Source organism: Cupriavidus sp. 86D6 (assembly GCF_057815095.1).
Map to the genome: position 1 here is coordinate 165,160 of NZ_JBYPSB010000011.1, position 12,569 is coordinate 177,728.

The following is a 12,569-nucleotide window of genomic DNA, read 5'->3' on the forward strand; positions in this document are numbered from 1 at the left end:
CTGGTTTTACCCGCGTCCCTGACGCATCGACCCAGCAGTACCCATTTCTTTTCTACTACCCAGGCGGGTGCATCCCGTCCGGGGCGCACTCCGTCATTTCTTTGGAGTGCAAGATGATTCTCTACCACGCCGGTCCCGACTGGCTCTTTGTCGAGGAAACCTTTATTAACCGCTCGGCCATGGCCAAGCGCCTCTGCGAACAACACGGCTTTACGCAATGCATGATGTATGAGCCGTTCGGCCCGGGCCGCGGCGCCGTGATCGCCAAGCGCGACCACATGCTGGTGATGGCCTTGGGCGAAGCGGGTGGAAACACCTTCTTTGCCGTGGCGCCGTCCAAGGAACTGCAGGACTTGATCTGGTCGTTCTCCAATGGCCTGGCGTCGCAGTGGAGCGAGCTGGAACTGCGCGCTCTCACGGGCCTGCAGGACTGGGACGCTGTCATGAAGCTTGCAGCCAAGCAGTTTTCGGCTGCGCGACGCTCAGTTGAGCGAGCTATCGCCGATAAGCCTGAGCAGGACGCGCCAGCGCTTCCTGACGTTCCGACCTGGGATGAGGATGCCATGGAAGTGCCGTCGGACTATCTCCATTCCTTCGACGGCTCGGAGGTGTCCGAATGCGCCCACTGAAGCTGACGCTTTCGGGGTTCCACGGGATCCGCGACGGCATGCATCGGGATAGCATCACGGTCGACCTGTCGACGCTGCCCGGAGGCCTGATCGCCCTTGTCGGCCCCAATGGAGCGGGGAAGACGACGATCATGGACAACCTGCATCCATTTCCCATCATGCCGAGTCACGCGAGCAAGATGTCGGCCGACGCATTCTCATACTGGGATCATCTCTGCGCTCCGCGCGCGGAGAAGGACCTGGAATGGGAGCACGGCGGCAAGACATACCGTTCCGCGTTTGCATTTCGCAACCCCGGCAAGAGCCGCAAGGCTGAGTACTACCTGTTTGAGAAGGAAGCCGATGGCGTCTGGAAGCCGTTCCAAATGGCCGACGGCACGCTGTCGGACGGCAAAGCGGATACCTACAACCGGTGTCTGGAAGCCGTCTTGGGTTCACCCGAGGCTTTCTTCACCAGTGTGTTCTCTGCCCAGAACCGGCGTCCGCTGGCCAGCTATCAGCCAAGCGAGATCAAGAAGCTGCTCGCCGAGCTGCTCGGGATCGATCACTTGCGAGACTTGTCTGCGAAGGCAGCCGAGGTCGCCAAGCTGCTTACCCGCTCGCTGGACACCCTGCAGCGCGACGTGCTGACCCTTACGGGGAAGCGCGATCGTGCGGTTGTGGTGGCCCGCGAGATCTGGCAGGTGGGCGAGGCCCTCGATGCCGAACGCAATGCGCGTGATGCGGAAACGACCAATGGCGCGAAGCTGTTACAAGAGCGCGCGACGCTGGCGGCGAAACAGGCCGCCAATGCCGGTACCGAAGCGCGGTTGCGGGAACTGAACCAGCGCAAGGGAGAGTTGGACAAGCGTGCCGCATCGCTTACCGACGATGAACAGGCTGCTGCCGGACGTGCTTTGGCGCGCCGGCACGATCTGGATCGGCAAGCGGCAAGCCATCGTGCGGTACTTGCAGACGCGGCCGACATTGAGGCGGCTGCGGGCGAGAGGGATATCGTGCAACTGGCCATTGGGCGGAGGCAGGATGAAGTTGCCCGCCAGCGCGCGATCGTGGAGAAGCTCGATGCCGTCCAGGTCGAGCATGCTGCGCTCAGTACAGAGCTCAAGGGGCTGGAACAGCAAGGCATCGCCGGCGCGAAGCTAGCCGATTCGTTGAAGCTGCAAGCTGATGTCATTGATACCGTGCCATGCCGGGACGATCCCATGCACGCCGCCTGTCCACTGCTGGCGCAGGCTCGCAGTGCCAAGGCCAAGCTCGGTGATCAGGTTGTATCAGTCAAGGCACTGCGCGAGAGCTATCGGAAGAAGCAGGAGCACATGCAGTCGATGCAAGCCGCAATGTCTGAACGTGCTACCGCCCGCGCTGCGCTTTCCTCCCTGGAGGCCCACCTCGTGCGTGACCAACAGCTGTTGCAGCGCCTCACGGCGACGGCCGCGAAGAAGCCGTTGCTGGATGCTTCGCGGCGAGGGTTGGCGCAGGCCGAACGCGATCTGACAGCATTGAGCGAGGAGGACGCGTCCCGAATTGAGCGCCACAAGCGCGATATTGCGGACGTGCAATCTCAGCTCGAAGCGGTGCGTCGGGAGTTAGCATCGCTGGCCACAGAGGATGTGACCGGCATGCTGGCCCAGCTGGACCGCCAGATTGCCGCCAGCCGGGAGGCTGTCGCGGCGTTTGCCGGCCGGATCGAAGCACTGATTCGGCAGGAGAGCATGTTGGTGGCGGAGCGTGAGCGTCTGGACTCTGAGCTTGCTGGCATGCCTGCGCTAGAGGCGAAGGCGCAGGCGATCTCCGACCAGATCGCGCAATGGAAGTTGCTTGCCAAAGGACTGGGCAACGATGGCGTCATCGCGTTGTCCATCGATGACGCGGGCCCGGCCATCACGCAGATCGTCAATGACTTGCTGTTGGCTTGCTATGGACCGCGATTCACCATCGCGATTCAAACGCAGACGGCACTGGCCAGTGGTGAGCTGCGCGAGGGCTTCTCCATCAACGTGATCGACGCCGACAACGACACCACAAAGGAATTCGGCGTGATGTCAGGTGGACAGAAAGTATGGATCAATGAGTGCCTGACGCGCGGAATCGCCCTGTATCGGGCGCAGGACGCGCAGCAGCCTTTCCAGACGCTGTTCACCGATGAAGCTGACGGTCCGCTCGATCCGGAGCGCAAGCGCGCCTTCATGAAGATGAAGCGCGAAGTGCTGCGAGTTGGTGGGTATCAGCGGGAGTACTTTATCTCGCAGACGCCCGACCTGGTAGACGATGCCGACGGCGTCATCGATGTCGTTGCGCTGGCGTTGCAGTAGCGCCCGGCGCCATCCACTAACTATATGCCCGTTTCCCGAAAGGGAGCGGGCATTTCTTTTCGTTTCAAATGTCTGGGAATGTCTTCTCGCCGCTTCCGTTCAATCCGGCGTCATGAGGTTCATATCCCCCCTTCCGAAGGGGTGCCTTTGGGCAACCCGCAACCGTTATCCACACAGGCGTAGCCCTGTTCTTAGGCTCTGAATTATGTCGAAGATATTTGTCACGGCCGACGAGGCCGAGAAGTTGCTGCCGCGGCGCCGGAAGATCCACACGTTTATCCGCATCTTTGGATGGCAGGGTGACAACGTTGAACGTGATGCGCTGCTGGAGGTGTTCAAGGCTGCGAAGAAAGTGGAGGTTTCGCAGGAAGCTGCGTGCTTCGATCATTACCTCGCGGTAAAGATCGACGGCATGGTGACCTACATCGAAACCAATCTCAAGGCCTTGGCCAAGTTTGGCCTGTTGCCGCCGCACCGCAAGGTGGCTTGAAGTTCCGGCGGACCATCGTCCGTCGTCTGCATCCCACTGCCCGCCGATCCCAAAGGACTGCGGGTCCAACCCAACGGGTCCAGCGCCCGTTGGGGCGTTGGTCCACCTAAGGACCTTCATGGAATCCATCTCTCTCTTCCCGCAAGGCGCGTTCGAACCTATTGAACGCAAGGCCGACAAGGCCATTGCAGTCATCCTCGCGCTTTTCACCGCTGGCCACCCGGTCGTTGTTGCGTACAGCGGCGGAAAGGACAGCAGTGTCGTCGCAGCCCTGGTGCTGCATGCTGCGTTGCTGCATCACAGCGCCGGCGGCAAACCGACAGTTGTCGTGACGACGGGGGACACTCTCGTGGAGTCTCCTGAAGTCGCCCGGCACTATCGTTCGGAACTGATACGTATGCGTGCATTTGGAAAGGCGCACGGTATCGCCGTTTCGGCACACATCGTTACGCCGTCGCTGGCTTCGACATTTCAAGTTAAGGTGCTATCCGGCCGTGCGTTGCCGAGTTTTCCTGGCGCGCAAGGCGACTGCTCGACCGACCTCAAAATCGGGCCGCAGCGGAGCTTTCGGCGAAAGCTGTTTCGTCAGTTTCGCCAACAGGGCCTCGCGGAGCCTGTGACATGCCTTGGCAGTCGATACGATGAAAGCACGCGGCGTGCTGCTGGGATGCGCCTGCGCGGGGATTCTGACAATGCAGCCTCGCGCAACAAGGATGGTGACCTGGTCATCAGCCCGGTGGCGCATTGGAGCGATGACGATATCTGGGAGGCCGTCTCCCTTTATGCTGGTGGTGCTCGCCCCGGGTACTCTGATTTCGAAGAGATGCGGCGCATCTACGCCCATTCTGTCGGGACTTCGTGTGCTGTCGTGGCTGACGCGATACTGGACGGTGGTGGTGGCCGGCGGCAAGGGAAATGCGGTGCGCGCCTCGGCTGTCACGTTTGCCAGATGGCCGAGGATAAGAGCCTCGCGAATATGGTGGCCTACGACGACCGGTACGCCTATGCCGCAGGCCTGCAGAAGCTCAATCGCTTCATTCGGGCGACTCGCTACGACTGGTCGCGGCGCCATTGGATCGGGCGCACCATTCGAGGTGGCTACGTCAGGGTGATGCCGGACACGTACCACCCCTCAATGCTGCGCGCGTTAACTCGTTACATGCTGCAGTTGGATTACGACGAGCAGCGGCGGGCGGCTAGTGTCGGGGAGCGACCGAAGTTCCAGCTGCTTCCGCTAGACATGATGATCGCGGTCGACGCAATGCAGTCGCTCAACGGTGTTGCGAAGCCTTTCGCGACCTGGGCTGACCTCCGCGATATTCGGGTACGCGGAATCCGTTACGACGTCCCGGACGTTCCCGACGTTCAACAGTCCGCTATGCCGATCGCTCGATTTCTCCACGTTGGCAACGAGTGGGACGACTCCGCACCCGACGCCGATTGGACCGGCTTGCGCGATCCCATGCGCGAAGCACTGACGGAGGGGAGTGCATGCCAACCCAGCATTGCTTTCGCAGCAGACGGGCGGGCAGTGTTGGACTTGCAGACGGCGCAGCAGTTTGACGTGGACGCTGAAGCCGCTCAGCTCATTGCGGAGTTCGAGGTCGATCGGCTTCTCGATATGCACGACGCAGACGGCGGGCCGGGCTCGGTAACGGCAGGGTATCGCTGGTACGCGCATTTCGGCTGCTTGACCCTTTCTCACGCGCAGAAGCTGGAGCACGATGAGATCGCCCGGCGAACCGCGTTCAAGGACCGCCTGGGGCTGACGCTGAGCTACGACCTCAAGGACGTGTTGGCACGGTCTGTTCCTTTGGAGGATATTCCCGCCGCGGCGCGAGCCGTTTGGGGAGGCCTCAGTAGTGAACCGGCGCAGCTTTTGCTGTGCTAAGCCCCTTCAAGAAGCCCCGGCGTCGTCGACGCTCGGGGCTTTTTCTTTTTCGGCAAGCGGTCGATATGGAGCAGAGACCCTGAAAGCTCGGGTAAATCATGCGTGTTTCCGGCGAAAGATCCTCTCTATCGTGGCGATAATTGGAGCAGCATCGACGGCACCGCTGACATGCCAGAGTCGGCGCAGTGCAGCCCTAGAAGCGACCGGTTCTGACAGCCGGCACGGCTACTCAAATAACGCAACGGAACAGCTTTCGTGACTAACCACAAGATTAGCGGGCTACACCCAGATTCCCAGCGATTGCTCTGGGCAATGGTGTACAACAGGCGCGCTGAGCCATTTGACAACAAGAAACCGTGGCGCCAGTTGAGCAGCCGCAAACTCATAACCAGGATACATGCAGACCACATGGCTGGAGAGCAATGGGCAGTGACGCCTCTCGGTGTAGATATACTCCAATGCTACGCACCGTATCTGAAGCGCATGGGGCTGAACTGCCCGCCCAAAGATTGAATCGGAACAGCGCGGTGGCGGGCACGGAAGTGTTGGTACTTGACGAGCATGGACGATCGCTCGATAGCTGCACACGAGGGCGTGCGGAGGCATTGGTCAAGCAAGGCGACGCTGTCATGGTCAGCGAGGACCGTTTCACCATCCAGTTGACCCGGGTGACGGGAAATGGCGTGGCCCCGTCAATTCGCTCAGGGATTAGTCGAAACGCAAGAAAGAAGAGACGGAAGAAGGATCTGAGGGTTACCCGCTTGCAAGAGCGGGATGGCTCAGATTGTTTCTATTGCGGCTTGCCGATGGAGGATAGCGACACATCGGTCGAGCACCTTCTGTCGAAAGCAGATGGGGGGACTGATCGGCTCTCCAATTTGGCCCTCGCGCATCGGAAATGTAACGAGCTTGCAGCTGACCTGCCTGTGGTCGGGAAGGTATTGCTACGTGAGAAGTTGCGCACCGATAGCCATCGAAAATAGCAGCATCGGGCTTGATTCTCTCTTAGCGCACCAAGCGGCGGTTTTTTGATACGAAAAGGCCTGGCATTGCCAGGCCTCACTGCTGAATGGCAGCGTGGAGTTCTACAGGGCAGCGTCCTTCAGCTTCTTCAGCGGGCGCACCTTCACCTTGACCGACGCCGGCTTTGCGGCGAACCATTGGTCCTGGCCAGTGAAGGGGTTGCGCCCAAAGCGCTTCTTGGTTGCCGGCACCTGGATGGCCGACACCTTGAACAGGCCCGGGAACGTGAATTCGCCTGCCCCTTTCTTGTGGATGGCGCTGGCAATCGTGCTTTCGAGGTGGGCGAGTACGGTCTGCACCGTCTTCTTCTCCAGTTCCGCCTGCGCAACCAGGTGCGCGAGTAGGCTCGACTTGTTGAACGTGTCCTTCAGCGGCTTTGCCACGGGTGCGGCGGCCGCCTTCTTCGCTGCGGGCGCAGCCTTCTTCGCCGGCGCTGCCGGTTTCTTTGCCGCAGTCTTCGGGGCGGCCGTCTTCTTCGTTGCCATGGAGCTCCTGTTTCGAGAATGCCGGCACCGTGCCGGATCGCCAGAGCTTAGCGAAGAAGACACGCATTTTGCAACGGGGAAATCGCTAGTCTGGCGCTTTTCCCACAGCCTCATAGCGCTTTCGCTTGCGTTGGCCCTTTGCCGCGATCGTGTTCAGGATCGCGCAGGACGGGCACCAGTGGCCCGCCTTCACGCCGGAGGGTGTCGCGTCCCAAACGTGGCCACGATGGCATTCCCATCTGAGTTTGGATTTCCCATGAAGATAGACGTCCGATAGGCAAATGCCGCCGCGTTCCCGTGCCAATGCACGCATCGCCTCGATGCCCAGCTTTTGTCCCTCGTTGCGGCAAAGGCGGCACCAGCCACCCTGGAGGATGTTGTTACCGAGCGCATCCCATTCGTGCCCAACCGCGCATCGGAAACGGTATGAGGCGTTGGTTCCATGGTAAGCGGTACTCAGACATTGGCCTGCGTGTGCTTTGGCTGCTTCGTGAATGCGCGCCAGGCCGTCTGCATCGGTCCGTTGTGCGCCTAGTCGGGCGTCGGTGCACACCCGGCACCAGTTCCCTTGCTTGAGAACTTTGTAGCCCATCGCTTCCCAACGGTGGCCAGCTGCGCATTCGAATGGGTAATGGTCGCGGCCGGTCTTCCAGGCGGCCGCGAGACACTTTCCCCCGTGCTCGGCCGCCTTGGCGTGCAAGTCGTCCAAGCCGTACTTTGAGGCTTGCCGGTGCGGCGTGGGCTTCGTTGGCTTGCCGGCGCAACGGGGACACCAGTAGCCTGCCAACACGCTTCGCCCTTCAGGATTCCATTCGTGCCCACGCTGGCAGCGGATTCTATGGTTCGCCGCGCCACCGAGAAATCCACCGTCGTTCAAACACTGGCCGCCGCGATCCGCCACGATCTTGTCGAACTTCGCTGCGATGCTGGCTCGGCTGCATTCTGGACAACCCGGCGCCTTGTATAGGACACCGTAGGCCCTGCGCTCAAAGCGATGCCCACTAGCGCATTCAAGGAGAATCGTGGCGCTAACGCCGCGCCATGCCGTCGCGTGGCAGACAAGGCCTTGTAGCTTGGCGGCGTCATGTAGACGGGCAAGGGCGGCGAGCGCGCGGTTTGACTGAGGACTGTCTTGTTTCACTGTGCTGCCGGTGCTAAGCGAAAGAGGGGTTAATTTTCGTCGATCGTGGCGGCAAGGCGCACAACTGTCCGATTGCTGGCCAGGCCAAGCCGCTCTGTGACTGCATCAGGCGCAACGCCACGGATCAGCAGGCGCCGGCAGAACGTGTTCCGCAAGATCCTCGGGCTCATGTTCTCGACGTCCTGTCCGATGGCAGCAAGGGCCTCGCGCACAATCTTGCCAAGGCTCATGTCCGTGATCGGCGTTCCGGTGCGCTTGAGCGTGAACAGCAGGTCGCCATCTACGGGCGAGTCCTGTCGTACAGCATGCCAAGCGGTCAAAGGGGCGATGGCAAAGGGCTCTAGGTGCACGGTGCGGGAGATCTTGGGAGGGCGTGCTGGTACGTGCAAATATGGCGGGGTTGCATTCGGGTGTAGGTCTGGAATGCGCGCGGCACGTCCCTCGCTGGCCGTGACGCCAGTGCCGAGAAAGAGCGCAACGATCGCGCGTCTCTGCAGCATTTCGGGCAAGTCCCCACTATGCGGCCTTACGAAGTTATGGAGGCGCTGGTCGACCTCCTCGGGAAGGAAATGGACTTCGGGATCGTCTACCGGCCAGCGGCCCGCTAGGACTAGCTCGGAAGCTGGATTTGTTTTTCGTATGCCGGCCTCGACCAGATGCCTGCACAGCCGGTCGAGCAGCTTCAGGTACCGCATGCGAGTGGACGGCGTGTACGTGGCCGCCTCTGGGCTGAGCCAGAACGCGTCGATCTGGTCTGCACCGAAGCTGGCCAGCGTTGCACCGTGCCCGACCAGGTGTCGGTGGAACCGATCGAACATGGCACGGTGCTGGATAATCGATTGCTCTGAGAAGGGTCGGCGGTCTGCGCCGGCCGCTTCGCGGGCCTGCCAATCAGCGTAGGCCTTAGCAGGTTCGGTGAACCAGAGTTTATCCATAGAAATTTATATACTGACTATTGCTTCCATCATACAACTATCGGCGCTTTGCGCCGCCTGCTGCTTGCAGATGCGGGGGTACCCTCCCGCCTGAGCGTGCACGGCGCAGGCGGGCATAGCGCGGATAGCTGGCATCCATTGCATCCTCCACCACCTCTAGCCGGCTTTGCTGGAACGGTGGGCACTCCAGTAGGTGCGATTCAGCGCAGTAACGAAGGATTTCGAGCAGCAGTGTGTGACGGCGGGGATCGGGAAAATGCAGTCGTCGGTTTCGCGTCCAAGCCCGGTAGCTGGCATGTGCGAGGGCAAGCAATTGGTCGGCGGTGCCGTCCACATTTTCAGCAAGACGCCGTGCTTCTAGAAGCAGGGCACGCTGATTGTCAGCATCGCTCATAACGCTTCCCGCAGATCCGCGACGCTCACCCATCGCGTGCTCAGTTTCGGGCGGCCGCGCGTCTCGCACTCGACCTCCACTTCGGCTGTGGGTCCGCTTGGCCCGGCGAAGAGAGACATCACCCGCGCCTTGCACGCAGGTAACTGCGGTGCGGCACGGTAGACCAGGCGCGTCGTGGCGCCCACCTCGATCCAACCATGTCGACGGAAGATCGGTGTGCCATTTGGGAGGGCACCAATTGGTTCGGCAAGGGTAGGGGCCTGGCTGTCAAGAAAATCGGCAAGCTGGGAGCGTTGATAGCCGATCCCTCCACTGACTTCGCCGATGGGAAGCCCCGGCGTGCCAACCACGCCAATCGCGGCGCGCATCACACGCCGGTAGTGCTGTCCGCCCGCCAGAAACACCATACTGGCTCGGCTGGGCCAAGCCACATGGTCCACGCACTGATGCAGCCGCCCCAGAATCTCGTCAGCCCGTGCAGATGTCATCAGCTGGTCATAAGGGTCCAGCGCCTCGTCGGGGGCGACGAACCCATGCTTGGCGGACAAGATCACGACGGCCGGCGCAGCGCCGCATTGAACGTGAGCGCGATAGGTCTGGTACATCACGCCTTGGTAGAGCTGCAGGGCAGGGGCGCGGACCGCGGCTTTTCTTCCAGAACAGGCAAGGACCAGCAACGGCGGCGCTGACGGGTCGTACTGCACGGCGATGTTGCGCGGAAAGAGATCGAACTGGATTGCGGGCATCGTTGCGGTGTAGCGAAAATTGCTCTTTCCAGCATACGGCCGATCGCTGCAAGTCAAGGGCGCCCGAATCTCCTGGTGTCCCTAACGGCCACCGGACACTGTGGCCGACTATGAATGCGATGCTTGCGGCTACGACACGTACCAAGACGCCTGATAGAAGTCGCCCCCGAAATAGAGGGGTACAGCGCCGCCCGAGCGCTGCCGATAGCTTCAAAGTACAAACTGGCGCATGCGCCCCGTACCGGTCCGGCAGCCGGACGAAAACGCCCCGTAGGGGCAGGATGACACCATGGGACGACGCTACAAGGACAACTGGACGGGGGCACTGGCGGCATTCCGCTGGCCACTCGGCATGCTCGCCGGCGCGTTGGTGCTGTGGCACCGGGCGCAGGGCTGGCATGCACTTAGCTTTTACGGTGGCGGCCAGGTCGCTGAACTGTTTTACCTACTGGAGCGCGTGATCGGACTACTATTAGCCGCAGCGGTGGTAGTACCGATTGCCATCGGCCTGGAATGGCTTGGGATGGAACCGGCGAGGGGCAAGCGCCCGGACGAAACATAGCCGCGGTCGCCGCCTCCGGGCGGTTTTTGTCGGTGCTGCTCATGCCGATAACTGCGCGGAGCACGTCGTCCTGCTTGGCCCTCCTGGCGTTGGCAAAAGCCACCTCGCGATCAGCCTGGCCGTCGCCGCAGCCAAGCGGGGCCGTCGCGTCTACTACGGGACCTTGATCGACTTGATCTCGTCACCTGAGGAAGCGCAGGCGACGGGACAACTGCTTCGTCGTCTCACGGTGCTAACCCATCCGGCGTTGCTGGTCGTCGACGAGATTGGCTACCTGCCGATCACGCACGGCGGCGCTGTGCTGTTCTTCCAGCCTTCCAGCTCATCAGCCGACGCTATGAACATGCTTCCACCGTACTGACTTCCAACAAGGGATTCGAAGAGCGCTGTCTTCGGGGATGAAGTGATGGCTGCCGCGCTCATTGACCGGGTGCTCCACCACTGCCATCTCGTGAACATCAAGGGAAACAGCCTAACGCATGCGTGAGCACGCAGAGCTCTCGCGGGAGCTTAACCGTGAGTCACGCGCCCGACGCACACGCACGGAGATAACGGGCGCCGCATAGTCCAGAATTTGCTCGAACTACTGCTATCCGCCTCCAATCGGCGGTTCCCGACCCTTCTCTGTCAGTCTGCAATATTGCCACCAGTGGCCGGAAGCTGGATTGAACCAGTCTTTCGAAGCCGGCTGAAGGGTTACGGCAGAAATGGCAGATTTTCCTTTATCCACATGAGGTTGGTGCAGACCAACTGAAGGTCGAAGCCCCGAAGACTTAGCCGGCTCTGGAAAGTCTGACCCGGCTTGGAATAGTGGTGTCGATAGGACGTGGGGGTATCGTATCGAGGCCAACTCCGTAGTTGTGGTGCAACTGGCCGCTTGGGATGATCGGTTGCCGGCTCGTCATGTCTCGCGCCTTGGCTATATCGGTAATGCGGCGTCGTGCCTGCGGGGCTCAGCTTGCGGCGGGGCGGCTGCGCGTTTCGAAGGTGTCGACATGACAATCCATTCGACGGGCGGGTTGCCAGACAGCGCGTTCGGCCGGAGCCGACCCTGAGCAATGAGCTTCTCGACTCTCCACAGGGGAATGGATTCCACCACTGTGTTACGGTCAGGCTCCCAAAGATTAGCCCCCACGATGCGTCCGCCAATGGGAGACCGCAGGATGAGTAATTTGTGCCCCTGCGACATTAGGGCGATGAGCCTACGTTGACCGACTGACAGGGTCATCTCGTCTCCCATGTTAGCGCTTGCAGATCCAATGCAGCTATACCAACAGAAACGGCAGGGCAGTGGTCAAGGGCGATCGGCGCGAGTTCGCTGGTTCGCATGCAGCGCACAAAAAAATAGGCGCCCAAGTTCAGATGGGCGCCGGGGGGAAGTCGAGACGGGGTCAATTCAGCTCGATGTGCCATTCTTAACGATTCAATGTGAGACAACAATACCGCTTCGGTTGGGGTTAAGTTATTGAAGAGACACTTAGCAGGAGTCTAAATCTGGGCACCCACCGGCCTCGCGGCATCGCCATGCAAAAGGGGCCACCTGTGCTCCAGCGTGGCCCGCCGGCAGCAGTATTGCTATTGTCGGCGAGTTCAGTATGGCCGAGTTTTCCAGACATAGCCCCAATGAGATATTTGGGGGTCTTGGCGGAGTAAGCCCCTGATGCCGGTATGGCTTGAGTGAGAATCAGCCATGAAAGCCCATCACTCCAGCCTTGAGTTGAACCGATATGGCGCACTAAGGGGGCAGCCTCCGAGCGACTCCAAGCCAGCGGCATACGCCGAAACACACCGCACCAGGCTACCGACCAATACCTCCGCGTAGGCTGTCTTCGAAGGGCGCGCTGACTCGCGTCGTCGGCCGTGATTCATCGGCCAGGCCCGGCTCAATCGGCGCCTCGCGACCCATCTGCGTCGTTGGCCATACCGGCCGTCAACGGCGGAAACTGAGCGGAATTCCGTCG

General features: G+C 60.9%; 11 protein-coding genes and 1 pseudogene. 7 read left to right on the forward strand and 5 right to left on the reverse strand.

What is annotated here, in order from left to right; all coding sequences use genetic code 11:
- The first annotated feature begins 113 nt into the window (after positions 1 to 113).
- From AC3G88_RS21910 to AC3G88_RS21930, 5 genes are all read left to right on the forward strand, one after another.
- Entirely contained in the window at positions 114 to 629 is a 516-nt protein-coding gene (locus tag AC3G88_RS21910; protein WP_488893961.1) for a hypothetical protein, read from the forward strand.
- Entirely contained in the window at positions 617 to 2,941 is a 2,325-nt protein-coding gene (locus AC3G88_RS21915; RefSeq protein WP_488893962.1) for a sbcc family protein, read from the forward strand. Before AC3G88_RS21910 ends, AC3G88_RS21915 begins: the two co-directional genes overlap by 13 nt.
- Positions 2,942 to 3,146: 205 nt before the next feature.
- A complete protein-coding gene (locus AC3G88_RS21920; protein WP_153950212.1) occupies positions 3,147 to 3,431 on the forward strand; it encodes a hypothetical protein in 285 nt (94 codons plus the stop codon).
- Positions 3,432 to 3,549: 118 nt separating this feature from the next.
- Positions 3,550 to 5,322 (forward strand): phosphoadenosine phosphosulfate reductase domain-containing protein, encoded by a 1,773-nt coding sequence (locus AC3G88_RS21925; RefSeq protein WP_488893963.1) that lies wholly within the window; start codon positions 3,550 to 3,552, stop codon positions 5,320 to 5,322.
- A 458-nt stretch (positions 5,323 to 5,780) separates the two neighbouring features.
- Positions 5,781 to 6,305: an HNH endonuclease gene (locus AC3G88_RS21930; RefSeq protein ID WP_488893964.1), complete on the forward strand. Its 525-nt coding sequence runs from the start codon at positions 5,781 to 5,783 to the stop codon at positions 6,303 to 6,305.
- A 102-nt stretch (positions 6,306 to 6,407) separates the two neighbouring features.
- Here AC3G88_RS21930 and AC3G88_RS21935 read toward each other — a convergent pair whose 3' ends face one another.
- From AC3G88_RS21935 to AC3G88_RS21955, 5 genes are all read right to left on the reverse strand, one after another.
- Positions 6,408 to 6,830, reverse strand: a complete 423-nt coding sequence (locus tag AC3G88_RS21935) for an HU family DNA-binding protein (RefSeq protein WP_488893965.1) — start codon at positions 6,828 to 6,830, stop codon at positions 6,408 to 6,410.
- Positions 6,831 to 6,915: 85 nt separating this feature from the next.
- Positions 6,916 to 7,971 (reverse strand): hypothetical protein, encoded by a 1,056-nt coding sequence (locus AC3G88_RS21940; RefSeq protein ID WP_488893966.1) that lies wholly within the window; start codon positions 7,969 to 7,971, stop codon positions 6,916 to 6,918.
- A gap of 29 nt (positions 7,972 to 8,000) precedes the next feature.
- Positions 8,001 to 8,906 (reverse strand): tyrosine-type recombinase/integrase, encoded by a 906-nt coding sequence (locus AC3G88_RS21945; RefSeq protein ID WP_488893967.1) that lies wholly within the window; start codon positions 8,904 to 8,906, stop codon positions 8,001 to 8,003.
- 37 nt (positions 8,907 to 8,943) lie between these two features.
- Positions 8,944 to 9,300: a hypothetical protein gene (locus AC3G88_RS21950; RefSeq protein ID WP_488893968.1), complete on the reverse strand. Its 357-nt coding sequence runs from the start codon at positions 9,298 to 9,300 to the stop codon at positions 8,944 to 8,946.
- The gene (locus tag AC3G88_RS21955) at positions 9,297 to 10,103 is read right to left on the reverse strand and encodes a DUF6884 domain-containing protein (RefSeq protein ID WP_488893969.1); all 807 of its coding nucleotides are present in this window, start codon (positions 10,101 to 10,103) and stop codon (positions 9,297 to 9,299) included. The genes AC3G88_RS21950 and AC3G88_RS21955 overlap by 4 nt, the downstream gene beginning before the upstream one ends.
- 232 nt (positions 10,104 to 10,335) lie before the next feature.
- Here AC3G88_RS21955 and AC3G88_RS21960 point away from each other — a divergent pair, with 232 nt between their 5' ends.
- Entirely contained in the window at positions 10,336 to 10,608 is a 273-nt protein-coding gene (locus AC3G88_RS21960; RefSeq protein WP_488893970.1) for a hypothetical protein, read from the forward strand.
- Positions 10,565 to 11,095: pseudogene (locus tag AC3G88_RS21965) on the forward strand (ATP-binding protein). Before AC3G88_RS21960 ends, AC3G88_RS21965 begins: the two are co-directional and overlap by 44 nt.
- The last annotated feature ends 1,474 nt before the right edge of the window (positions 11,096 to 12,569 follow it).

What these genes read in the sequence shown, in the direction of transcription:
- AC3G88_RS21910 (WP_488893961.1), top strand. Translation starts at nt 114, where the DNA reads ATGATTCTCTACCACGCCGGTCCCGACTGGCTCTTTGTCGAGGAAACC.
- AC3G88_RS21915 (WP_488893962.1), top strand. Translation starts at nt 617, where the DNA reads ATGCGCCCACTGAAGCTGACGCTTTCGGGGTTCCACGGGATCCGCGAC.
- AC3G88_RS21920 (WP_153950212.1), top strand. Translation starts at nt 3,147, where the DNA reads ATGTCGAAGATATTTGTCACGGCCGACGAGGCCGAGAAGTTGCTGCCG.
- AC3G88_RS21925 (WP_488893963.1), top strand. Translation starts at nt 3,550, where the DNA reads ATGGAATCCATCTCTCTCTTCCCGCAAGGCGCGTTCGAACCTATTGAA.
- AC3G88_RS21930 (WP_488893964.1), top strand. Translation starts at nt 5,781, where the DNA reads ATGCTACGCACCGTATCTGAAGCGCATGGGGCTGAACTGCCCGCCCAA.
- AC3G88_RS21935 (WP_488893965.1), bottom strand. Translation starts at nt 6,830, where the DNA reads ATGGCAACGAAGAAGACGGCCGCCCCGAAGACTGCGGCAAAGAAACCG.
- AC3G88_RS21945 (WP_488893967.1), bottom strand. Translation starts at nt 8,906, where the DNA reads ATGGATAAACTCTGGTTCACCGAACCTGCTAAGGCCTACGCTGATTGG.
- AC3G88_RS21950 (WP_488893968.1), bottom strand. Translation starts at nt 9,300, where the DNA reads ATGAGCGATGCTGACAATCAGCGTGCCCTGCTTCTAGAAGCACGGCGT.
- AC3G88_RS21960 (WP_488893970.1), top strand. Translation starts at nt 10,336, where the DNA reads ATGGGACGACGCTACAAGGACAACTGGACGGGGGCACTGGCGGCATTC.